The sequence below is a fragment of the Bifidobacterium boum genome, from assembly GCF_000741535.1.
Taxonomy (GTDB): domain Bacteria; phylum Actinomycetota; class Actinomycetes; order Actinomycetales; family Bifidobacteriaceae; genus Bifidobacterium; species Bifidobacterium boum.
The window spans coordinates 325816-348033 of sequence record NZ_JGYQ01000016.1 but is presented as its reverse complement, the minus strand read 5'-3'; the positions used below and the strand labels follow the sequence as shown (position 1 = coordinate 348033).

At 59.6% G+C, this 22218-nt stretch carries 20 protein-coding genes; 15 read left to right on the top strand and 5 right to left on the bottom strand.

The genetic code is table 11. The features are described from left to right. Positions 1–146 precede the first annotated feature (146 nt). From infB to BBOU_RS07285, 4 genes are all read left to right on the top strand, one after another. Positions 147–2966, top strand: coding sequence for a translation initiation factor IF-2 (gene infB, locus BBOU_RS07300; protein ID WP_026502381.1), 2820 nt, complete (start codon positions 147–149; stop codon positions 2964–2966). Between the two features lie 265 nt (positions 2967–3231). After that, positions 3232–3801 (top strand): 30S ribosome-binding factor RbfA, encoded by a 570-nt coding sequence (gene rbfA / locus BBOU_RS07295; RefSeq protein WP_026502380.1) that lies wholly within the window; start codon positions 3232–3234, stop codon positions 3799–3801. Further along, positions 3794–4810 carry a tRNA pseudouridine(55) synthase TruB gene (gene truB / locus BBOU_RS07290; RefSeq protein WP_026502379.1) on the top strand — a complete coding sequence of 339 codons (1017 nt, stop codon included), beginning with the start codon at positions 3794–3796 and terminating at the stop codon, positions 4808–4810. Before rbfA ends, truB begins: the two co-directional genes overlap by 8 nt. A 70-nt stretch (positions 4811–4880) precedes the next feature. Next, positions 4881–6152 carry a riboflavin kinase gene (locus tag BBOU_RS07285; protein WP_026502378.1) on the top strand — a complete coding sequence of 424 codons (1272 nt, stop codon included), beginning with the start codon at positions 4881–4883 and terminating at the stop codon, positions 6150–6152. 68 nt (positions 6153–6220) lie between these two features. Here the strand turns inward: BBOU_RS07285 and radA are convergent, their stop codons facing one another. Beyond that, the gene (gene radA, locus BBOU_RS07280; protein ID WP_026502377.1) at positions 6221–7645 is read right to left on the bottom strand and encodes a DNA repair protein RadA; all 1425 of its coding nucleotides are present in this window, start codon (positions 7643–7645) and stop codon (positions 6221–6223) included. Between the two features lie 86 nt (positions 7646–7731). On the opposite strand from radA, the gene BBOU_RS07275 reads away from it, so the two are divergent. Both BBOU_RS07275 and BBOU_RS09130 read left to right on the top strand, forming a co-directional pair. Further along, positions 7732–8373, top strand: coding sequence for a hypothetical protein (locus BBOU_RS07275; protein ID WP_026502376.1), 642 nt, complete (start codon positions 7732–7734; stop codon positions 8371–8373). Positions 8374–8487: 114 nt separating this feature from the next. Further along, positions 8488–8577, top strand: a complete 90-nt coding sequence (locus BBOU_RS09130) for a 30S ribosomal protein bS22 (RefSeq protein WP_004268639.1) — start codon at positions 8488–8490, stop codon at positions 8575–8577. Positions 8578–8946: 369 nt separating this feature from the next. Here BBOU_RS09130 and BBOU_RS07270 read toward each other — a convergent pair whose 3' ends face one another. Continuing rightward, positions 8947–10248, bottom strand: coding sequence for an O-acetylhomoserine aminocarboxypropyltransferase/cysteine synthase family protein (locus BBOU_RS07270; RefSeq protein ID WP_026502375.1), 1302 nt, complete (start codon positions 10246–10248; stop codon positions 8947–8949). Positions 10249–10454: 206 nt separating this feature from the next. Next, positions 10455–11153 (bottom strand): ribose-5-phosphate isomerase RpiA, encoded by a 699-nt coding sequence (rpiA, locus tag BBOU_RS07265; RefSeq protein WP_026502374.1) that lies wholly within the window; start codon positions 11151–11153, stop codon positions 10455–10457. Positions 11154–11797: 644 nt separating this feature from the next. Between rpiA and BBOU_RS07260 the strand changes: the two genes are divergently transcribed. From BBOU_RS07260 to BBOU_RS07225, 8 genes are all read left to right on the top strand, one after another. Further along, a complete protein-coding gene (locus BBOU_RS07260) occupies positions 11798–12619 on the top strand; it encodes an amino acid ABC transporter permease (RefSeq protein ID WP_081815456.1) in 822 nt (273 codons plus the stop codon). Between the two features lie 172 nt (positions 12620–12791). Continuing rightward, positions 12792–13622 (top strand): transporter substrate-binding domain-containing protein, encoded by an 831-nt coding sequence (locus BBOU_RS07255; RefSeq protein ID WP_033490131.1) that lies wholly within the window; start codon positions 12792–12794, stop codon positions 13620–13622. A 15-nt stretch (positions 13623–13637) separates the two neighbouring features. Beyond that, positions 13638–14348 (top strand): amino acid ABC transporter permease, encoded by a 711-nt coding sequence (locus tag BBOU_RS07250; RefSeq protein ID WP_026502372.1) that lies wholly within the window; start codon positions 13638–13640, stop codon positions 14346–14348. Beyond that, positions 14345–15094, top strand: coding sequence for an amino acid ABC transporter ATP-binding protein (locus BBOU_RS07245; RefSeq protein WP_026502371.1), 750 nt, complete (start codon positions 14345–14347; stop codon positions 15092–15094). Before BBOU_RS07250 ends, BBOU_RS07245 begins: the two co-directional genes overlap by 4 nt. Positions 15095–15160: 66 nt before the next feature. After that, a complete protein-coding gene (locus tag BBOU_RS07240) occupies positions 15161–16435 on the top strand; it encodes an aminotransferase-like domain-containing protein (protein WP_051616599.1) in 1275 nt (424 codons plus the stop codon). Between the two features lie 17 nt (positions 16436–16452). Continuing rightward, the gene (locus tag BBOU_RS07235) at positions 16453–17421 is read left to right on the top strand and encodes an NAD(P)-dependent oxidoreductase (RefSeq protein WP_026502370.1); all 969 of its coding nucleotides are present in this window, start codon (positions 16453–16455) and stop codon (positions 17419–17421) included. A 59-nt stretch (positions 17422–17480) separates the two neighbouring features. After that, positions 17481–18275, top strand: coding sequence for an amino acid ABC transporter ATP-binding protein (locus BBOU_RS07230; RefSeq protein WP_026502369.1), 795 nt, complete (start codon positions 17481–17483; stop codon positions 18273–18275). 102 nt (positions 18276–18377) lie between these two features. Beyond that, on the top strand, positions 18378–19709 hold the full coding sequence (locus BBOU_RS07225) for an MFS transporter (RefSeq protein WP_202961016.1): 1332 nt from the start codon (positions 18378–18380) through the stop codon (positions 19707–19709). A gap of 3 nt (positions 19710–19712) precedes the next feature. On the opposite strand, the gene BBOU_RS07220 is transcribed toward BBOU_RS07225, so the two are convergent. Next, the gene (locus BBOU_RS07220; protein ID WP_026502368.1) at positions 19713–20141 is read right to left on the bottom strand and encodes a GNAT family N-acetyltransferase; all 429 of its coding nucleotides are present in this window, start codon (positions 20139–20141) and stop codon (positions 19713–19715) included. Between the two features lie 320 nt (positions 20142–20461). On the opposite strand from BBOU_RS07220, the gene BBOU_RS07215 reads away from it, so the two are divergent. After that, positions 20462–20938, top strand: coding sequence for a hypothetical protein (locus tag BBOU_RS07215; RefSeq protein WP_035142494.1), 477 nt, complete (start codon positions 20462–20464; stop codon positions 20936–20938). On the opposite strand, the gene BBOU_RS07210 is transcribed toward BBOU_RS07215, so the two are convergent. After that, positions 20925–22109, bottom strand: a complete 1185-nt coding sequence (locus BBOU_RS07210) for a ribonuclease H family protein (protein ID WP_026502367.1) — start codon at positions 22107–22109, stop codon at positions 20925–20927. The genes BBOU_RS07215 and BBOU_RS07210 overlap by 14 nt on opposite strands. Positions 22110–22218: the final 109 nt, after the last annotated feature.

Here is a 22218-nt window from a genome sequence, read left to right as displayed (position 1 = left end):
GCAATCCGGGCCCGGGTGTATTGCATCCGAGCTGTGACACGGAGACGAGGTAACAGATCATGGTCGCACGATGAGACAAGGTAAGCTCGCCATCATCGAAGTGTGACTGCGCATATGCGCGCAGTCACGGAATAGGAGAAAACTGAGTGGCAAAACAGCGCGTATATGAACTGGCCAAGGAACTTGGCGTTGACAGCAAAACCGTCCTTGAGAAGCTCAAGGACATGGGGGAGTTCGTCAAGTCCGCATCCTCTACGGTGGAGGCGCCGGTCGTTCGCCGTTTGAAAGCATCCTTCCCGAAAGCGGATGCGCAGAATAAGCCGAGTGAGAAGAAGCAGGGCGCAGCCAAGGCGGCTCCACGTCCGGGACAGCATACTGAGCATTCCCAGGAATCGCAGGCTAAGCATGCCGAACATCGGACTTCCGTGAAGCCCGGCCCCGCTCATATGCAGGTGCCGAAGCCGGGGGCTCCGCATCCGGGACCTCATGCCGCACAGCGCTCCCAGCAGGGTGGCAGGCCGGATCGTCCGCAGCGTCGTGATGACCGTCGCGATGGTCGCAACGCGCGTTCCGAGCGTGGCGAGCAGCCGCGTCCGGGGCAGCATACCAACACCCGTCGCAGCAATGCGCCGCGTCCGGGGGCGGGCAATACCCCGCACGCTCCGCGTAATGCGCAGGGCGCCCCGCAGCAAGGCCGTACCGGCGCACCGCATGCGGCAACGCCGGGGCCTCGTCCGGGCAATAATCCGTTCAGCCGCAAGCAGGGTATGCACGTGCCCACGCCGGGCGATATTCCTCGTCCGCATCCTATGGCTCGTCCGACTGTCGAAGGCGGTCGTGGTGGTCGTGGTCGTGGCGGTCGTAACGGGTTCGGCAATGGTCGTGCCGGGGCGAAGCCGGGGCAGTGGGGACAGCATCGTCCCGGCCAGAACGGTGGCAATCGTTCAGCTGGCGCCGGTAATCATTTCGGCGGCGGCTTCCAGAACGGTGGCGGCAATGCCGGTCCGTCGCGTCCAGGTGGTCGCGGTCGTGGCGGCGCCGCGGGTGCGTTCGGCCGTCAGGGCGGCAAGTCCTCGAAGGCTCGTAAGAACCGTCTCGCGAAGCGTCATGAATATCAGGAGATGAAAGCCCCGGTTATTGCCGGTGTGCGCATCCCCGCAGGCAATGGTCAGACGGTGCGCCTACGTCAGGGTGCTTCCCTCGCCGACCTTGCTGAGAAGATCAATGTGAATCCGGCAGCTTTGGTGACCGTGCTGTTCCATCTCGGCGAGATGGCCACGGCGACCCAGTCGCTCGATGAGGCGACCTTCCAGATTCTCGGTGAGGAAATCGGCTGGAACATCAAGATCGTTTCTGCTGAGGAGGAAGACAAGGAGCTGCTCCAGCAGTTCGACATTGATCTTGATAGCGAAGAGCTGCAGGATGATGAGAACCTCAAGCCGCGTCCGCCGGTGGTCACGGTTATGGGCCACGTCGATCACGGTAAGACCCGACTGCTTGACACCATCCGTAAAACCAACGTGGTGGCTCGTGAGGCCGGCGGTATCACGCAGCGCATCGGCGCATACCAGGTGACGGTCAAGCTTGACGGCGAATCACGCAAGATCACCTTCCTTGATACTCCTGGTCACGAGGCCTTCACCGCTATGCGCGCCCGTGGTGCGGAACTCACCGATATCGCGATCCTTGTGGTCGCGGCGGATGATGGCGTCATGCCCCAGACCGTTGAAGCCATCAACCATGCGCAGGCGGCGCATGTCCCGATCGTCGTTGCGGTCAACAAGATCGATAAGCCAGGCGCCAACCCGGAACGTGTGCGCGGCCAGCTCACCGAATTCGGCCTCGTGCCGGAAGAGTACGGCGGCAACACCATGTTCGTCGACATCTCCGCCAAGCAAGGCACGAATGTCGACAAGCTGCTCGAAGCAGTGTTGCTCACCGCCGACGCTGAACTCGACTTGCGCGCCAACCCGGATATGGACGCTCGAGGCGCCACCGTCGAAGCCCGACTGGACAAGGGCCGTGGCGCAGTGGCGACTGTACTCGTGCAGTCCGGCACGCTTCACGTCGGCGACGCGATCGTGGCCGGTACGTCGTACGGTCGCGTGCGTGCCATGCTCGACGAGAACGGCAACCATATGAAGGCCGCCGGCCCGTCCACGCCTGTCCAGGTGCTCGGTCTGACCTCCGTGCCGACCGCAGGCGACCTGTTCCTGGTCGCCCCTGATGATCGCGCCGCCCGCCAGATCGCCGAGAAGCGTCAGGCCACCGAGCGTGCCGCCCAGCTGGCGAAGCGCCGCAAGGTGGTTTCGCTCGAAAGCCTCAAGGAGCAGTTCGCCAAGTCCGAAGTGGATATGCTCAATATCGTCATCAAGGGCGATTCCTCCGGTTCTGTCGAAGCGCTCGAGGATTCGCTCATGAAGATCGACGTGTCCGAGGAAGTCGGCATCCAGGTCATCCACCGCGGCGTCGGCGCCATCACGCAGAACGATGTCAACCTGGCAAGCGTCGACAAGGCCGTCATCATCGGCTTCAACGTGCGTCCGAACCGTCAGGTCGCCGATCTGGCGGAACGCGAAGGCGTGGAGATCAAGTACTACTCGATCATCTACAAGGCCATCGAAGATGTCGAAGCCTCCTTGAAGGGCATGCTCAAGCCCGAATACGAGGAGGTCGTCACCTCGCACTCCGAAATCCGCGAAATCTTCCGCTCCTCCAAGTTCGGCAACATCGCCGGCGTCATGGTTCAGGACGGCGAAGTCAAGCGGGGCACCAAGTGCCGCATCCTGCGCAACGGGGTCGCCACGGTCAACGATCTGGAGATTTCTTCGCTGCGCCGCTTCAAGGACGACGTCCAGTCGGTCAAGGAAGGCTACGAGGCAGGTATCAACCTCGGCACCTTCAACGACATCGAGATCGGCGACATCATCGAGACCTTCGAGATGCGTGAGATCGAACGCAAGTAGTCGCATCAGGCGGCCCATGCCGCCCGCGGCAATCCGGTAACCCGGTCGCAACAGGCCAGTGCACTCCCAACGGCGCACTGGCCTGTTGCACAAACGGACTGCACGCCTACCGGCTGCGCAATCCGAGCAGAGTCCGAACCACAGCCTGTTACGCTTTCAGCCAGCGGATGCCACATCCCGGCAGGGCTGTGGGAATATCGAATCAGCAAGCGTATAGGGCGCCATCGGCAATAAGGGCCGGCGCCAATCCAGGAAAGGAACACCATTGGCAGGGACGAATCCACGGGCGGCGCGCATCGCGGCGCTTATCCAGCGTGTGGTCGCTTCGGCGTTGGAACGCCAGCTTCACGACGAGCGGCTCCACAGCGTGACCATTACTGATGTACGGGTCACCAATGATTTGCAAATCGCCACCATCTACTGGACCCAGCTCGGTCATGACGGCAAAGAGCAGGGTGAACGCAAACGTGCCCAACAAGCGTTGAATCAGGCGAAAGGCCGCCTGCGCACACTGGTGGGACACAAGGCCGGTTTGCGGTTGACGCCGGAACTCAAATTCAAATTCGACGAGGTGCCGGGAGAAGCGACCGAAATCGAGGATATTCTCGTCACCGCTCGCCGCCGTGACGAAGAGCTCGCGAAAACCCGCGAAAACGCCAAGTACGCCGGCGAAGCGGACCCGTATAAGCATCCCGAAGAACGTGAAAACCGTTGGGCTGACGACGACGAGTATGACGAGTATGACGATGACGATACTGACGATACTGCCGATGATGATGCCGACGATACCGCCGATCCCGGCGCCGATACGGTGACAGGCGGGCAGAATGCCTGACGGTCTCGTCGTCATCGACAAGCCGCAAGGCGTCACCAGTCATGATGTTGTCGCCGCGGTTCGTTCCGTGCTCCACGTGAAACGCGTCGGCCACGCCGGTACTCTCGATCCGATGGCTACCGGCGTGCTCGTCGTCGGTTTCGGACACGCCACACGGCTGCTCAACTACATCGTCGACCATCATAAAACCTACGAGGCGACCATCAGGCTCGGACAACGCACTACGACCGAGGATGCCGAAGGCGAAATCGTCGTGTGGCCGGCAGGGGAGCGCGAACACGTGCGCGCACAGGTCGCAGCGCTCTCCCGGGAAGCAATCGAACAGACGATCAGCGCCCACCTGCTGGGTGAGATCAGCCAGATTCCCAGCGCGTATTCCGCGGTGAAAATCAACGGCAAACACGCGTATGACCTTGCCCGCGAAGGCAGGGATGTGGTTCTCGAGCCTCGCCAGGTGACCATCGACAGCTTCGACGTGCTTGCCGTCCATGAACCGGATGCAGCGCAGGGCACACGGGATGTCGATGTACGTGTCACCTGCTCGGCGGGAACGTATATTCGTGCGCTCGCCCGCGATCTTGGCAACATGCTCGGGGTCGGGGGATACCTCACCCGGTTGCGGCGCACCCGCGTCGGCGCGTTCAGCGTCGAAGGGCCGCATGTCCTGACCGCACGCAGCGAGGAATACAGTTTCACCACACGCGACGGACGGCATGAAACCCGTATGAAAGCCCGGCTCGGTGTCACCAAAGAACAGTTGCTGGATGCGTCCCTGACGATGGGGCAAGCGGCACGCATGACCATGCCGGCCGTGGATATCACGGACGGTCAGGCGCGGGATTTGCGCTACGGTCGCAGTATCGACGTGACCGTGCCTGACGCCACCGCGGCCATCGCCCATCCGGCCGGCCGGGAAGAAGACGTGGTCGCCATTATCATCCCCGACACCAAGACGCCGTCACAATCCCACCCGACAGTAGTATTTCCGGCACTATTCCCAGACGCCTGAACTTTTGCTAGAGTGGACGCAGCATAACGAAGAAATCCAAGAATTTCGGGACAATCACAAGAGGAACAGCATGAACATCACCAACCTGGTTCCCGACAGCAGCGGCCTGGTCACTTGGCCGACCTTAAGCGTCAACCGCAAATCCGTCGTCACGGTCGGATCATTCGACGGCATGCACAACGGGCATCGTGCGGTGATCGGAAGAACCGTCGAACTCGCCAACGACAACGACGCCTTCTCCGTCGTCATCCTGTTCACCCCCCGGCCGGGCGTCATCCACCAGTACGCGAAAACCCATCATGGTGAACAAGCGCCAGCGGATATCACCGATCCCGAACAGCTCATGGGCATCGACCAGCGTTTGCGCGTCATGGCTGAACTCGGCGTAGACCACGTGCTGCTCGTACAGTACACGCTCGCGTTCGCCGCGAAATCCTTCCGTTTCTTCCTCGGTCAGCTGGTCGGCAAGCTCGGCATGCGAACCCTGGTGTTGGGACAGGACGCGCACATGGGAGCAGGGCGAACCGGCGATGTGAAAGCAATCGAAAATCTTGCGCTCGCCACCGGCGTGTTCGAACTGGATATCGTCGACGATCGCGGACCCGGCTACACGCGTATCCCGCAGGATATCTCGTATGCCGCCCCGCAGGAGCCGGGTGAGCCGAAAGACCCGACCGACGGCATGACCAAAGCCCAGCTACGCGCATGGAGCAAAAGCCATCAAGCCAAGCAGGCGCGAGTATGGAGTTCGTCGAACGTCCGCTACCTGCTGTCCCAAGGACGCATCAAGGATGCGAACGCCATCCTCGGTGCGCCGCACGGCATCGAAGGCACCATCATCCACGGTGAGCAGCGTGGCCGCAACATCGGCTTCCCGACAGCGAACCTTGACACAGCCATCGACGGATACCTGCCGGTGGACGGCGTGTACGCCGGCTGGCTGGTCGACCTTGGCGAACCGGACAACGATACCGCGAACGCCGCAAACGCTACGAACGCCATCACAGAAGTAGGCGGCATCACGCCGGCTGCGAGCATCCCGCAGCCGTTGGATCTCACTTCGGTTCGCTCTCGCCTCGCCCCCCACTCGCCGTACCGCTGGCCGGCGGCCATCTCCATCGGCACCAAGCCGACGTTTGAAACCGGACACGGCGAACCGGAGCGTGTCGTCGAAGCCTACGCGGTGACCGACGATTGGCTTGACTTGTATGGGCATCGCGTCCGCGTCGAATTCACCGGATTCCTGCGCCCGCAAATCAAATTCGATTCCGTGGACGCTCTGAAAGCCGAACTCGCCGTCAACGCGAAACAAGCCGAAGAAGCCGCACAAGACGCGCAATAAGCATGGATAAACCCGGGTGCAAACCGTTCTGCGGGACATACACCCGGATCGCCCTTCCACGCGCAGATTCATCGACTGTTGCGAAGTCCCAGCGCATCCAACGCGTCGCGCAACGACGTCACCTCAACCAAGTCAATACCTTTGGGAGCGGAACCGGCGTGCCGCTTACCGGAACGGGTCGCCGGCACAACGGCACGCGTGAACCCGAGCCGTGCGGCCTCAGCCAGCCGGTGAGCCAGCTGGGGAACAGGACGCACTTGACCGGTCAGTGAAATCTCCCCGATCGCACAGGTCGTGCGTGCGATCGGCGTACCGGTCGCAGCGCTCGCCAACGCCGCCACAATCGCCAGATCACATGCCGGCTCCTTGGCGGATGCCCCCGCAATCGTCGAAACATACACATCGTTGGCAAGCAGATTCACCTTGCCGTGACGGTACAGAACGGCGGTCAGCATCGCCAGGCGGTTCCCGTCCACACCATTAACCGCACGACGCGGCGTCGGCAGCACGGATTTGGTGACAAGCGCCTGCAACTCGATCGGCAGGCTACGATGCCCATCTAACGTGAATGTCACGCATGTACCATCCACCGTTTCCTGTGAAGCGGACAGGAACAAGCCGGACGGGTCGGCGACCTCCTCGATGCCTTCGCCGCTCATGTCAAAGCATCCGACCTCATCGGTCGGACCGAACCGGTTCTTCACCGCGTGCAGCATGCGCAGCGCGGTCTGCGTATCGCCTTCGAACTGGCAGACCACGTCGACCAGATGCTCCAATGTGCGCGGCCCTGCAATAGAACCGTCCTTGGTGACATGACCGACCAGAACAATAGGGATATCAAGGTTTTTTGCGGTATCAATGAGTGCACTCGCGACTTCACGCACCTGCGTGGATCCGCCCGAGATGCCATCGACATCCTGAGAAACGATGGTTTGCGCGGAATCGACGATGGCAAGTCGCGGATGTTCCTGCGCGATCAGACCGAGTACCGTGGCCAGATCAGTGGTTGAAGCGAGCAGGAGGTTGTTCTGCACCGCGTCGATGCGGGATGCACGCATCCGCACCTGCGCTTGAGATTCCTCGCCAGACAAGTACAGTACGGTGCCGTCCGGGTTGGCGCGCGCCACATTCCCCGCGGTTTCCAACAGGAGCGTGGACTTGCCGATACCCGGCTCGCCGGCGACCAGTACCACGGATCCGGGGACGATGCCGCCGCCCAATACGCGGTCGAATTCGCCGAAACCCGTGGGGATACGGGTGACGCTTTCCATGCCGACCTCGCTGATCGGTTTGACCGTGCCCTCGCCCACCACGGTTTGCGCTTGCGTGCGTGAAGTCCGTCCCGGCGCTGCAGTACGCGATTTGGCGGCGGGCCGCGCCTCATGGAACTCTTCGACCGTCCCCCACTGGCCGCATTCAGGGCAGCGGCCGTACCATTTGGGCCCGTTCCAACCGCATTCGGTGCACACAAACTGCGTCGTAGTCTTTGCCATAGTGCCGAAGCTAGCGAACTTTCACGACATTGCGCCACCCGCAAGGCATCGGGCGTGCGTCATGCCGCTGTGCGAGAATGAACCCTATGGCGAACACTGAACAATCCTCATCCCATGGCAAGCTCACTGCAGTGATCGCAGTGGCGGCGGTGGTCATCGTGCTGGCACTGCTGTCAGCATTCATCTGGCCAGGCTGGGCGCTCAACAAGGCGACAACGCCGGCGGACACGCCGACAACCAGTTCCACGGCGAGCGGCACCAAAAAATCTGCCGCACCGAAAACGCCATCAACCCCAACGATTTCAGCGAAAGCACTGCCCGCTGACGCGACGAGTCTGCTGAAAGCCATGCCGGACAGCGTGGTTAATTATGCGCGTACCGACGCCAACCCGAGCGCGAACTGGACATCCGCGTCGCCGTTGGAAGAATACACGATGACGTATTCCACCGGGGATGACACGAAGAATATCGCGTTGATCACCGCGCAATGGTCCAGTGCGGATGATGCGAAGAAACAATATACGGCGCTGACCGCATCGCTCAGCGGTGACGAGATCGCATCCGGCAATGTGAAAGTCGGCGGCAAGAACACCGGTAGCTATGTGATCCGCAAGGATGCGTCCGACAGCAAGAAAGCGGTCGCTGTCTGGATCAACGATACCGCGGTGTTCCAAGCGAACGGTCCGAGTGACGCGGTGACGACTTTCTGCCAAAAATTCCCGCTGTAACAGGATCCGGCAGTATTTTCACGCGCGCCAACGGAATGTCGTTATCCAAAGTCGCCGAATACGTGTAGTATTAGGCGAGTTGCAAACTTTCGGTAATAAGAATGGAGGCTTCAGATGGGTTCTGTCATCAAGAAGCGCCGCAAGCGGATGAGCAAGAAGAAGCACCGCAAACTGCTGCGTAAGACTCGTCACCAGCGCAAGTAGTCTTGCCCGGTGAAGCCTCGCGCATATTTGCGAGTAGCTCACAGCTCAGGCCCCTCTTCGGAGGGGCTTTTTCATTGCTGCCGGAGCGGCTGCCTTGAACTGGTGACATCCGGACGCGGCTTTGGCGTAACCGGTTGGCAAGAGGACGCATAGGCATGTTGTATATGTCCGGACATGCGGGGCCCGCGAAAACGCTGTGGAAGAAGGTAGTGTCCGATGGTATCCGTCAGGTTGCGAATGTCCGGGCATACGCAACCTGATTTGGTGACCGCACGCCGAGAAAGAAAACCGCGAACGGGCGGGATTACCATCCGTTCGCGGTTCGGCTATTCACGGTATTACTGCGCAGAAAACCGTGCGCACGGGATGTCAGAGCACCGCGTCCATAGCCTGCTTCAAGTCGGCGATGATATCGTCGGCGCTTTCAAGACCGCAGCTCAGACGCACGAGGTCGATGCCGACACCCGCCTCCTTGAGCTGCTCCTCGGTGAGCTGACGGTGCGTCGTGCCTGCCGGGTACAGGATGCAGGAGCGCGAGTCCGCCACATGGGTGGCGATGGACACGAGCTTCAAATGGTCGAGCAGCGCCGAGACTTTCTCACGGCCGCCGGGCACACCGAAGGCGATGACACCACACGTGCCGTTCGGCATGTATTTCTTCGCGAGCTCGTAGTATGTGTCGGTTTCGAGGCCCGGATGGTTCACCCAGGAGATACGTGGATCGGATTCAAGGAACTTCGCGACCTTGTAGCCGTTCTCGCAGTGGCGCTGCATGCGCAATCCCAAATCCTCGAGATTCTGGCCGAGAATCCACGCGTTGAACGGCGAGGGGATGGAGCCGAAGTCGCGCATGAGCTGCGCCACGCATTTGGTGATGAACGCGCCGCCGTTGCCGAACTCCTTGGCGTAGGTCACGCCGTGATACGAATCGTCGGGCGTGGTCAGGCCCGGGAACTTGTCGGCGTGGGCCATCCAGTCGAAATTGCCGGAATCCACGATGGCACCGCCCACGCACGAGCCGTGGCCGTCCATGTACTTGGTGGTCGAATGCGTCACGATATCAACGCCGTACTTGAAGGGGCGGCAGTTGACAGGCGTGGGGAAGGTGTTGTCGACGATCAACGGCACACCATGGTTGTGTGCGGCTGCGGCGAACTTGTCGAAGTCCAGCACCATCAGCGAGGGGTTGGCGATGGATTCGCCGAACACGGCCTTCGTATTGGGCTGGAACGCGGCTTCGAGCTCTTCGGGCGTGCAATCCGGGTGTACGAAGGTGCAGTCGATGCCCATGCGGCGCATGGTCACATTGATGAGGTTGTAGGTGCCGCCGTAGATGGCGTTCGAGGCGACGATATGGTCGCCGGCGGAGCAGATGTTGAACAGGGCGAAGAAGTTCGCCGCCTGGCCGGAGCTCGTGAGGATGGCCGCGGTGCCGCCTTCGAGTTCGCAGATTTTCTTGGCTACGACATCGTTCGTCGGGTTGGACAGGCGGGTGTAGAAGTAGCCGGACTCCGACAGGTCGAATAGGCGAGACATCTGCTCGCTGCTCGTGTATTTGAAGGTGGTGGATTGGACGATCGGGGGCGTACGAGGCTCGCCGTTCTTCGGCTGCCAGCCGCCCTGCACACAGATGGTGTCGATGGATTGGGATTCGTCCGTCATATCGGTCATGGGGTTTGCCTTTCTATAAGAGGGGATCGGGTTGGATGTGCGTCAACGCACCCTATTCAGTTTATCCCCAGCTTATCCGCCGACTCTCTTATGTGTGGCGGTGCCCGAGTGGCTGTTATGATAACGGCCTTATGTGTGGCGGATTCGTACCACACATAAGGCCGGGCTGTCGTGGCGATTCCACGAATCGCCGCAACGGGTCAGGGTTACTTGTTCGGGTTGATCAGGGTGCGGGGGCCGGCCGGATCGCCAACGATGACCTGGTCGACCATGTTGAGGAACAGACCATGCTCCACCACGCCCACGGTGTGGATGAGGTCCTCTGCCAGCTCCTGCGGGTGGTCGATGCGCCCCAGGTGCAGGTCTACGACGTAATCGTTCTCGTCGGTGAGCACCGGCTTGCCTGCAGCGTCGAGGCGCAGCGTCGGCTTGTAGCCCTTCGCCTCGAATTTGCGGATCACCTGGCCGTTGCCGAAGGGGATAACCTCGACCGGCAGCGGGAACTTGCCGATGGTGTCGACGACCTTGGACTGGTCGACAATCCACACGACCTTGTTGGAGTTGATCGCCACGATCTTCTCCCACAGGAGAGCCGCGCCGCCGCCCTTGATGCCGTTGAAGTTCTTGTCGACTTCGTCGGCGCCATCAATGGTGATGTCGATGTGATCGACATCGTCGATGTTCACGATCTTGATACCGTAGCCTTCAGCCTGCTCCTGCGTGCGGCGGGAGGTGGTGACGCCGGTGAACTTGAGGCCTTCCTCCTGCACGCGGCGGCCGAGCTCGTCCACGAGGAAACGCACGGTCGAACCGGTGCCGAGACCGGCGATCATGCCGTCCTGGATGAGCTTCGCGGCCTCGATGCCGGCAGCCTTCTTCAATGCGTCTTGCTGTGCCTTGTCCATAATGCTCCTTTGAGCTCGCTGTATGACAGACGCCGTGACGTTCCGATACGGGTTGGCCCGGATGGCCGTCACGATGTCGCTTCGCCTCGCATAATGCGCCGAAGCCTGCTTCTATAGTATCGATGCGGCGGTATTTCGCGGTGTCGATATCGGTCGGAGCGCATGCACCAGACAACTTGTAACGATGGGGGGCACGATATGGCGCGCGTGTTGTTCTACAGCATCACAGTGCATGTGTTTCCGACATGTGACGAATGACGAATTCCATCGTGTCTGCGTGCGCCCATTGCTGATGTTCTCCCCATACTGAAGTTGTACCACGAATATCGTGGCGAAATCGACGATATGCTTCGCGCTAGAAACGGTATCGGCGCGGCTGAATTCATCGGACCGAAACGAAAGTCACCGTCGGGAAACGATTCCTGCATTTCGTCGATACCCGTGCCTCTTACGGTACATGACTATCAACTTCACCTCGGAAAGGATCACAGCATTGAAGTCATTATTCCTGTTATCGACCACGGTTTCCGGGCGCACCCAAGATGCACACGGATTCCCGCCCCGGCGTCTGCGCCCGCAAGTGCCGGCAGTGCGACCGGGGTACCTGCCGCCGGTGAGCGATGAACGAAAAGAAAGGCGATACCATGTCAGCATACTTTAACTGGTCGTTGGTGGGGAAAGATTTCCCTCGTCTTGTCGCGGTTCTTCCCGTGACCCTGATGATCGTCCTTATCGCAACAATCATCGGACTGCTGCTCGGCAGCCTGATTGCCTTCCTCAGAATCGAACGGATTCCCGTCCTCAGCCAAATTGCCGCCGTATTCGTTTCGTTCGTCCGCGGCACCCCGATTCTCGTCCAGCTCTACATTGTGTATTACGGTGTTCCGATTCTTCTGCAATCCACCTTGCACATCGATATTTCCGGTTGGAACAAAGTGATGTTCGTCTACATCGCTTACGGACTGAATACCGCAGCCTTCCAGTCAGAGACAATCAGGGCGTCCATTCAAAGCATTCCGCGAACCCAAACTGACGCGTGCATTGCCTGCGGCCTGACCAAGCGACAAACCTATATGAAGGTCATTTTCCCGCAGATGATCCGTGTGGCCATGCCATCCTTCGGAACGACCACCATCGCCTTGCTGCAGGACACCTCCTTGGCGTTCACCATCGGCGTTGTCGATGTGGTAGGCAGGGCCAGGGCTTTGGGCGCCGCCACCTTCCACACCATGGAAGCCTACGCTGGAGCGGCTGTCATCTTCGTCGCGCTCAGTTTCATCTTGGAACGTGTCTTCGCGGCTATCGAACGCAACATGAGCTTCACCGCCCATACCCCGCATATCGCACTGCGCTTGAAGATGCCGAGCCTGCTGCTGCCTCGACGGGCAAATACTGCAACACCTACGACACCGGCAGCCGGGCTGCAAATCGTCGCGCAGAACGCGGCCACCGTAGCCGGCGCCTGAGCGGCTTCACGCGCACCATTTCACACATGCCACAATGCGGCATGCCATATCCTGGCGCAAGCCATGCCTTCATGCGCGCAGCTGTATGCACAACTGCAGGCCAGACGCAGGATTCCCGCAAATCCCATCATTGCCATTGCAACCATCATCAAATGAAGAGAAAGAGATCATCATGTTCGGTTCCAAGAAAATCGCCACCATCGGCGCAGTACTGCTCACATCCGTATTCGCTCTCGGGTCGCTTGCCGCATGCGGTGGATCGGCCAGTGCAACGAACGGCTCAGGGGTTCAGGAGATAAAAATCGCCACCGGCAACGACGGTAAACCGTTCTGCTACATGAACGAGGCCGGCGATTTGGACGGCTACGATGTCGCCGTCATCAAAGCCGTCGGCGACAAACTTTCGAAATATTACAAGTTCACATTCGAAACCAGTGATTTCCCGACGACCCTGTCGAATCTGTCCAGCGGGAAAGCGCAAATCGCCGCCTACGAGTACGAAATCAACGCCGAACGCAAAGCCAAATTCGTCTACGGTACGGTCGGCATGACCAAGTGGGACACCCTCATCGTCTCCGACCCGAAGAACGGCAAAGTGTATCAGACCTTCGACGAGCTCAAGGGCAAGAAGGTCTACGTGACTACTGCTACCAACCAGGCGGCGATGGCTGAAGCCTACCTAAAGAAGAACCCGAATGCGTTCACCCTGGTCTACGGCACATACACCAACGAACAAATCGTCCAGGGCCTGACCTCCGGCGCGTATGATGCCACGCTCGCCCCGCAGTACTCGCTCGATTTGTGGAACGATTCCTTCAAGAAAGGCCTGGAGGGCAGCAAGAAGGCCGTCAATAAATCAAGCTCCTATATTCTGTTCAACAAGTCCGCGGACAAGACGCTCATGAAGCGGGTGAACACCGCGATGAAACAGCTCAAGGACGACGGCACGTTTGAGAAGCTGTCGCAACAGTACTACGGCGCTGATTATGTGCCTGAGGATTAAGCGAGGCGAGTTTCCATGGACTTCAACTTCCAAGCGATGATCCAAGCGATAATCTCTTCGGTGCGATATCTCGGCACCACGCTTGAGATTTCGTTCGTGGCTCTCGTCATCGGCATCGTACTCGGCTTGGCTATTGCGCTGCTGCGCTACTACAACGTGGTCGTGCTATCACCGGTATTCCAAGTCCTAACCACTGTGTTCAAAGGTGTGCCGGTTGTACTGATCTTCCTGGCGTTGTACCTGTTCTTCTCCACCGGATTCGATCCGATGGCCAAGTCAATGGGCTGGTCGATCAGATTCAAGCAGATCAACCCGATTTGGATCGCCATCATCTGCCTGGGCCTGATGGCCGTGGTCAACGGCACGGAAATCTTCCGCGGCGCATTCTCCTCGGTACGAAAGGGACAGCTGGATGCCGCGCAATCCATCGGCATGACACGCATGCAAACCATCCGCAGGGTGCTGTTGCCACAAGCGGTTCCGGTCGCGGTTCCGGTATTCGGCAACCTGCTGATCAACCTCATCAAAGCTTCCGCCCTGTGCTCGATGGTCGGTGTCGTCGATATTTTCTCCGCAGCGACGATCTCCGGGCAGCAAAGCTACACCTTCTTGGAGGCGTATGTCGGCGTTGCCTTGATCTACTGGGCGGTGGTCGCTCTGATCGAACAAGCGTCCCGCCTGCTTGAACGCGGTCTGACCGTCCATATGAGGAGGGCTGTAGCATGATGAAAATCCGTGGAATCCGTAAGGCATTCGGCAAACAGCACGTGCTCAACGGCGTGGATATGGATGTCGATGACGGCGAAGTCGTAGTGATTCTCGGCTCCTCCGGATCAGGCAAAACCACGTTCCTCAGGTGCCTGAACTTCCTCGAAAAAGCCGACGCAGGGCACATCGACCTCGATGACAGCCATATCGACGTGAAAAGCTCCTCAAAGAAGGATGTCCTCGATTACCAACGCAAAACCGCAATGGTATTCCAAAACTACGCGCTGTTCAACAACAAGACTGCACTGGAGAACATCGCGATGCCGATGATCGCCACAGGCAAAGCCGACAAGGCCCAAGCTGACCGGCGCGCCGAAGAACTCATCGACAAGGTCGGCTTGTCAGAGCGCAAGGATTTCTATCCCAGCCAGCTCTCCGGCGGCCAGCAGCAGCGTATCGGCATCGCCAGGGCGCTTGCGCTTGATCCGAAAGTCACCCTGTTCGATGAGCCGACATCGGCGCTCGACCCGGAACTGGTCGGACAGGTACTTGGTCTGCTTCGCGACATCGCGAACGCCGGAGCCACCATGATCCTGGTCACCCATGAGATGAAATTCGCCTACGAAATCGCCGATAAGGTGGTTTTCATGGACAAGGGTGTCGTGCTTGAACAAGGCACACCACAGGACATCTTCGAACACCCCAAGCATCAGCGGACACGGGAATTCCTGTCCCGCTTCACCAGCCAGCTGGAGAACGCATAAGCATCAATGGAACATACAACGGTGGGCGCATAGCGCAGCCGCAAATCTGAGTAAAGGATTACAGACATGAGCACGACGACATTCACATTCGCATCCCGTATGGCACATCTGACGGGTTCCCCGTTGCGTGAGAACGCCAAACGGGCCATGACCGCCAAGGACACCATCTCGTTCGCGTACGGATATCCGGCAACCGAAGCATTCCCGATGGATACGTTGAGGAAAATCTCGAACAAGCTGTACACCGAATACGACCCCAATGTGTTCCTCCAGTACGCGCCTTCGGAAGGCTACGCGGTCCTGCGTCGCCTCATCAAGGAACGCCTTGCGAACAATGCGGATATTAGAAGCGACGACGACGTGCTCATCGTCTCCGGCTCCACCCAAGGCATGGATCTGGTCGTCAAAGTGCTGTGCGATCCGGGAGACGTGGTGCTGTGCGAAGACCAGACTTTCTCGGGTGCGGTCAAAGCCGTCCAAAGCTATGGCGCCGTGCCGATGCCCGTGCCGATGGATTTGGATGCGCAGTCAGTCGACCTTGACGCACTCGAACATATGCTCAGCACAACGCCGAACGTCAAAATGATGTATCTGATCCCCACTTTCCAAAACCCACTCGGCACATCGATGCCGTTGGAAAAGCGCAAAGCGGTCTATGAGCTCGCCCGCAAGTATGACATCGTCATTTTCGAGGACGACCCGTACGGCGAGTTGCTGTACTTCGGCGATCCGATCGCGAAAATGAAGTCCTTCGACACCGACGGCCGGGTCATTTACTCCGGTTCGTTCTCCAAAGTGCTCGCCCCGAGCACCCGCCTGGGGTTCCTCATGGCAAACGACGAGCTGATGCGCAAACTCGTCCTCGCCAAGCAGGTTGCCGACTCCCACTCCAACTACTACTGGCAGGTCATGCTCGCCGAATTCATGCTGCACTATGACTTCGAAGGGCATGTGGAATACCTCAAGCGCCTCTACCGTGAACGTGTCAAAGCAATGATGGCGGCACTCGACAGGATTCCCCAGACCATGTTGCGCTACATCCGTCCGACTGGTGGCTACTTCATCGGTTGCCGCATGGCGGACGATATCGATCCAGACACGTTCTACGACATCATCGCCGATCGCCATGTTGCGGTCATCCCCGGTGATGTGATGAGCGTCACCGGTCACGGCTACGAACGCGACTTCCGTCTGAACTTCACCCGGCCTTCGATCGAAGAGATCGATCGCGGCATCGGCATCATCGGTGAAGCTTTGGAACAGGCGAGAATCACAGAACCAAGTGATATCGAAAACTCCTGTCGTAGCGGGCGCGAACCCGTGTTGGCAGGCGCTCGCTGAAGAGGAAGGTGACGAACATGCGACTGATCTATTTCGGAGCGAATCCTTTGGCGTACCCGGCGATTCGCACATGGTCCCAGCGCAACGATGTCGAAGTGACCTGCGTGCATGAAGGGTTGAACGCTGACAATATCGGCATGGTGGAGGGCCACGACGGCATCTGCCTGTACTTGAGCGACGTGATGCGTTCGGACGAGAACATCTACCGCACGCTTCACGAGTACGGCATCCGCCAGCTGTCGATCACGGCGACCGGCGTGGACGGGCTGAACCGGCAGTATGCGCAGCAATACGGCTTCCATGTGACGAACGTTCCCGGCTACAGTCCTACCTCTGTTGGGCATTTCGCGTTGATGTCGGTGCTGATGGGATTGCGGTGCATCGCCGCAGTCGAGAAGGACGCGCTGGACAGCCGGACCATGATCGGGCGCGAACTGTCCGACGTGACGGTGGGCGTGCTCGGCACCGGCCGCATCGGCAGTGTGGTCGCCGACGGCGTGATGGCGCTTGGCGGGCACGTCATCGCTTGCAGCGCCCGGACAAACCCATTGCTTGAAGGTCGTGTGCGCTATGTCGATTTCGACCGGTTGCTCGAGCAATCCGATGTGATTTCCATTCACGTACCACTGACCGAGGAGACGTATCACCAGTTTGACTTCGGTGCGTTCTCGCGGATGAAGGAGGGATCGTGCCTGGTCAACACTGCTCGTGGGGCGATCGTCGATACGGAAGCGTTGCTCGCGGCGTTGGACGCCGGACGGGTCGGTGGCGCGGTGCTCGACTGCGTCGAACACGAGGAGCAGTACATGGCGACCGGGTGGAAGAACAATCCGCTGGTGCAACGGCTCACCCGATATCCCAACGTGATGGTCACCCCGCATGTGGCGTATTACACGCAGCGTGCGGTCGACGAAATCGCGTGGGCAGCGTTGGACAATGCGAAGAATGTCATTGAGACTGGCCGCTCGGTTGACATGGTTCTGTAGGACGTAACGCGCTGGAGCCGATAGAGGGCACAAGCGCAGCAGCAAGGAAAGGAACGATCATGATTGAAGCGCAGATTGTCGGTTTGAAAAAGCGGTACGGCGACAACGAGATCCTCAAAGGGGTTTCGTTGAATGTGGAACGCGGTGAGGTGGTGTGCATCATCGGCCCGAGCGGCTCAGGCAAAACCACATTCCTCAGATGTCTCAACCTGTTGGAGGAGCCCGACGAAGGCCAGTATGCGCTCGGTGACACGGTACGATGCGATTTCAGCCACATCGGCAATCACGAGCGGCGCGATATCACGCGTCGGACTGCCATGGTGTTTCAGTCCTATGAGCTGTTTGCGAACATGACTGTGCTGGAGAACGTCATGGAAGGATTGGTGACACCGCGCAACGTGCCGAAAAACCAAGCCAAGGCGATTGCGCTGGAGATGCTCAAGAAAGTGGGCATGCTGGAAAAGGCTGACATGTATCCGGTGCAGCTGTCCGGCGGCCAGCAGCAGAGAGTCGCCATCGCCCGCGCCATGGCAATCAAACCTGATCTGCTGCTGTTTGACGAGCCGACGTCGGCGCTTGACCCGGAATTGGTCGGTGATGTGCTGACGGTGATGCGCCAGGTCGCGGACGAGGGACAGACCATGATCGTGGTCACGCATGAGATGCAATTCGCCCGCGAAGTCGCCGATCAGGTGGTGTTCATGTCGGGCGGTGTCGTGGTCGAAAGCGGCTCGCCACAGGAGATATTCGACCATCCCAAGGAGGAACGCACGCGTGAATTCCTCAGCAATTTTGCGATATCGCCTCTTGCTGATCAGACGGTGAAAGAGCGTAGAGAGCCGGTGCTCGTCTGAGAGCTGATTCTGCCGGCGGCGGGTTGCGTCGTCGGCAGTGGTATGGGTAATCGGGGGTGACGGAGAAGCGGGGAAGGAGCGGAACTGTTGACAATACGGTCGGTGGCGCGGACTGCGTCGGGAAATATCGCTGAAGAACTTGCGCAACAGGGACGGCGAACGGCTGTCGTGCCGCGCACAGGAAGCGGACAGGATGTCGGTGAACAGCGCATCTGGAGCAAGGATTTCATCCTTGTGATGGTGATTACGACGTTCGCATCCACGGCTATCACTACGCAGATGGGCACGCTGCCGCTGTATGTCGCCTCTCTCGGCGGTTCTACAGCGGTATCCGGTGCGATTGTGGGTGTTCTGGGTATTTCAGCGCTGATATTCCGTTTCCCTACTGGCGTGTTGTTGGATACGTATGGCCGCCGTGCGCTGTTGATTATCGGCTTGGCGATTCTGCTGATTGATTTCTCGCTGCTGAACGTGTTCCGAACCTTACTTATGTTGTTCTGTCTGCGATTGTTGCAAGGCATCGGCAACGGAATCCAGACTACGTCGACATCGACATTGGCGGCGGATCTGATTCCGCCTGGGCGTTTGCAAACAGGGCTCGGGTATTTCAGTCTCGCCCAGGTGGTTCCCAGTGCGATCGGTCCGCTGATCGGGTTGAGCGTGGTTGAGCATTTCGGGTACCGGATGCTGTTTGCAGTCGGGGTCGTGCTTACTGCGGCCGCCCTCGCATTGAGTCTGCTGCTCACCGATCGGGGAGTGCCGGGGCGGAATGCGACGGCGACACCTGAGCGGGGTGAGCGAACCCGAAGCGGTGACTCTTTGGCACTGTTGATGCGTCCGAGTATCCTCCTGCCGAGTGCGGTGATGTTCGTGGTGTTTTGCGCTGCGGCCGGTGTGACGGCGTTTGTTGCGCAATTTGCGGTGGAAGCGGGCATCGCCGACGTCGGTGTCTATTTCGTGGTCGCTTCCGCGTCCACGGTGATTGTGCGACTGTTCGTTTCACCTCTGCTCATACGGTTCAGGCAACCGGCTGTGGTGTTGGCGAGCCTGACCATGGTGTGCGCCACATTCTTCTTGGTGGCAAACGCTCCGAATCTTGGCGTGCTGCTGCTTGCGGCGGCATTGTATGGTGCCGGTCAAGCCAATTTACAGCCGATGATGAATACGCTGGTCCTTGATGGCATCGAGCCTGGTCAACGCGGACGCGTAACGGCATTCTTCTCGGCTTCCGCGGATGTCGCATATGGTGGTGGCGCGCTGTTGTGGGGGATTGTCGCAGGCTGGTGCGGATTCCGCTCGATGTATGTGATTTGTGGGGTGTGCGCGTTGCTCGGATTCGTCTTCTACCTGTGGCTGCTGATCGGCAGGTCACACGAGCGGTCGGGTGGCCGGTCGAGCGAACGCCGGAGTTCTGGTGTACAGCCAGCCGAGTGAATGTCATGAGTCGTATCGGGTGATGGGTCGCAATGCCAGGTTCCGATAACACAGGTCGTGCCGCGCGGTGAATCCTTGGGTTTCCCAGAACGCGTTGCCGGCGGCGTTCCGAGAGAAGACCACGAGCTCGACTTTTGCGATATCCTCCCGCTTCATGGCCTCGCATACATGGGAAACCAGCTGGGATGCAATACCCCGATGTCGCGCGGACGGACTGACAGCCGTGTGGTAAATGTAGCCTCGTCGTCCGTCATGACCGGAGAGAATGGCGCCGAGAATGCCGCCATCATCGGATTGCGCGACAAAGCACGTGGTCGGGTTCCGTTCAAGGAACCGAGCGATACCTTCCGGCGTATCGTCGACATCGTTGAGTCCCATGCCGGTGCACGATTGCCACAATGCCAGCAGCTGGGGAAAGTCGTCGGCTCGCATCAGGCGTATGCTGACCGGGGCGCTGTCGCAGGAGTGTGCGTCTGTGGAGTGCGCGTCGGAGTCCGTTGATACTCGTTGTGATGTCATGCGGAAACCATATCAGCCTCATGTGAACCGGTTGTGTGCGGGTTGCGTCCAATAATCGCTCCAGCAGAGTCTTGAACGACATGTCCGATGACTACATGATTATCAGGAACACCAGTTCGCGGCACAGACCAAAGCGCTGAGTATTGCCGCGGCAATGATGCCAATGACCCCTTCGAGAGCTGACATGCCCACGATTCCTTGAAGAGTCGCGCATTCGTTCTCAGCATCCTATCTTGTTCGAGATGTTCTCGCGCGGCAGTATCAGCCGTCTGGATAAGGAACAGGATTGTGAGCGATGCGCCGCCGCCGATGAGCAGCAATGTTCCGGACCTGCCTTCGTCGCGGTAGTCGATGAAGTAGCCGATGAACCTTTGCTTGGTATAGGGCTGGATGATTTGCTTGCCGTGGCTCTGCCTTGGAGTTGGACGGATTTCCACACGAGTGCGCACACGGTGACCAATGCCGACGCGGCGAACGTGGAGATGCACAGCGTCCGGTATGAGGAGGCGTGGCGTGTACGGAACTGTCGGGGACCACGCTGCGTTGCGATGACAAGGTGCGCCTTTCTCACCGAGCGTTTTCGGGATGTCGGGGCGGTGCCTCAATTCTGGCTCGGCTTACAGTGCGACTATGACTTGATGACCTTTGATACTTCGCAGCTCGGTCCGATCGTCCCGCTGACTGCCGGCCGCCCGCTTACCCAAGCATGAACCGGGCGCCGTTGAGCTCGATGGAGCCATCGCCTTGCACGTATCCGTCAATCTCCACCAAGCCGTGGATGCGGCGGGGTTCGCCGCTGAATGTCGGGCTGCTGGATGGTGGCGGGGAGAAACGCAGCGTGCCGGAGAGCGTCAGGCCTGGGACCACGTGCGGGCGATTGCCGCCGGATGGTGTGGGAGCGGTCGGGGAGGCCGGGGCAGTGGACGGAGCGGTTGTCTGGGTGGCAGCACCTGTCGCCGCTTGGTCGATGCCGGGGGATGCCGCTGTTTCGCCGTCGCTCGAACCGGCAGCCTCGGCGGTGGCGGATGAGACATCGGCAACGGTATCGGATGCAGGTGCGGACGCAATGCCGTGGGCGGTGTCGCCCTTGCCGGCAGCAGTGGTCGCCGTATTCGCAGACCCTGTGGTGGCCTGATAATCGGGCAAATCATCAGGTACGCCTTCCGGCTCGGCCAGTCGTTGTGCCAGTGAATCGGCGCGCCTGCCGCCGGAAGAAGTCCGCGAATCCGGCTTGCTGTCGCTCGCACCGGGTACGCCGCCGGTGTCTTCGGCACGTCCCAAGTGGTATTCTGCGGCGGAGATCCTGCCTTCCATGAGCATATGCGCGTCTTCGGGCACGGTGGTGCCTTTCGCGTATTCGGAGGCGAGCAGCGACTGCCAGCCCTCAAGCGGCAGATACCCAGGCTTGACGCCGCCGCGGCAGTCGCCGGCATACCCGTGGGCGAGGTGGTCGACTTTTTCGTTGCCAGGATTATTGTTGTGCCCTTTGACCCACACGAATTTCACCGGGCCGGGGCGTTGCGAAATCTCGTGATCAATCGCCTTGATGAGTTCACGGTTTTTCACCGGCTGGCCTTTGGAGTTCTTCCACCCGTTTTTCTTCCATCCGCGTACCCAAGCCGTGGAGCAGTTGATGGCGTACTGCGAGTCGGATTCGATGGTCAGCGGTTCCGCTCCAGGGTGGGCGCGCAAAGCTTCCAGTACCGCACACAGTTCGCCGATCTGGTTGGTGCCGTTCGAAGCACCGCCCGCATCGCAATCGCCTTCATGCTCGTGGCCGGGGGTTCCGCCAGCATGTGGCGTATGGTCCGCCCATGCCCACCCCATCGGGCCGTTCGGGTTGCCCAGCGCTGATCCATCCGTCGAAACCGTGATCGTCATGCCTCCACCTTACGGACAGGTGGGGATACGCTGCAGCGGTCGCAGAAACGCTCAATCGGCGCGGTTCGTCCTGCACACAAGGGGGATGCGGCTGTCTGGCCATTCGGGC

What these genes read in the sequence shown, in the direction of transcription:
- BBOU_RS07210 (WP_026502367.1), bottom strand. Translation starts at nt 22,109, where the DNA reads ATGACGATCACGGTTTCGACGGATGGATCAGCGCTGGGCAACCCGAAC.
- BBOU_RS07270 (WP_026502375.1), bottom strand. Translation starts at nt 10,248, where the DNA reads ATGACCGATATGACGGACGAATCCCAATCCATCGACACCATCTGTGTG.
- BBOU_RS07250 (WP_026502372.1), top strand. Translation starts at nt 13,638, where the DNA reads ATGGACTTCAACTTCCAAGCGATGATCCAAGCGATAATCTCTTCGGTG.
- BBOU_RS07240 (WP_051616599.1), top strand. Translation starts at nt 15,161, where the DNA reads ATGAGCACGACGACATTCACATTCGCATCCCGTATGGCACATCTGACG.
- BBOU_RS07275 (WP_026502376.1), top strand. Translation starts at nt 7,732, where the DNA reads ATGGCGAACACTGAACAATCCTCATCCCATGGCAAGCTCACTGCAGTG.
- BBOU_RS09130 (WP_004268639.1), top strand. Translation starts at nt 8,488, where the DNA reads ATGGGTTCTGTCATCAAGAAGCGCCGCAAGCGGATGAGCAAGAAGAAG.
- rpiA (WP_026502374.1), bottom strand. Translation starts at nt 11,153, where the DNA reads ATGGACAAGGCACAGCAAGACGCATTGAAGAAGGCTGCCGGCATCGAG.
- BBOU_RS07255 (WP_033490131.1), top strand. Translation starts at nt 12,792, where the DNA reads ATGTTCGGTTCCAAGAAAATCGCCACCATCGGCGCAGTACTGCTCACA.
- BBOU_RS07220 (WP_026502368.1), bottom strand. Translation starts at nt 20,141, where the DNA reads ATGCGAGCCGACGACTTTCCCCAGCTGCTGGCATTGTGGCAATCGTGC.
- truB (WP_026502379.1), top strand. Translation starts at nt 3,794, where the DNA reads ATGCCTGACGGTCTCGTCGTCATCGACAAGCCGCAAGGCGTCACCAGT.
- BBOU_RS07285 (WP_026502378.1), top strand. Translation starts at nt 4,881, where the DNA reads ATGAACATCACCAACCTGGTTCCCGACAGCAGCGGCCTGGTCACTTGG.
- BBOU_RS07235 (WP_026502370.1), top strand. Translation starts at nt 16,453, where the DNA reads ATGCGACTGATCTATTTCGGAGCGAATCCTTTGGCGTACCCGGCGATT.
- BBOU_RS07260 (WP_081815456.1), top strand. Translation starts at nt 11,798, where the DNA reads ATGTCAGCATACTTTAACTGGTCGTTGGTGGGGAAAGATTTCCCTCGT.
- BBOU_RS07230 (WP_026502369.1), top strand. Translation starts at nt 17,481, where the DNA reads ATGATTGAAGCGCAGATTGTCGGTTTGAAAAAGCGGTACGGCGACAAC.
- radA (WP_026502377.1), bottom strand. Translation starts at nt 7,645, where the DNA reads ATGGCAAAGACTACGACGCAGTTTGTGTGCACCGAATGCGGTTGGAAC.
- BBOU_RS07245 (WP_026502371.1), top strand. Translation starts at nt 14,345, where the DNA reads ATGATGAAAATCCGTGGAATCCGTAAGGCATTCGGCAAACAGCACGTG.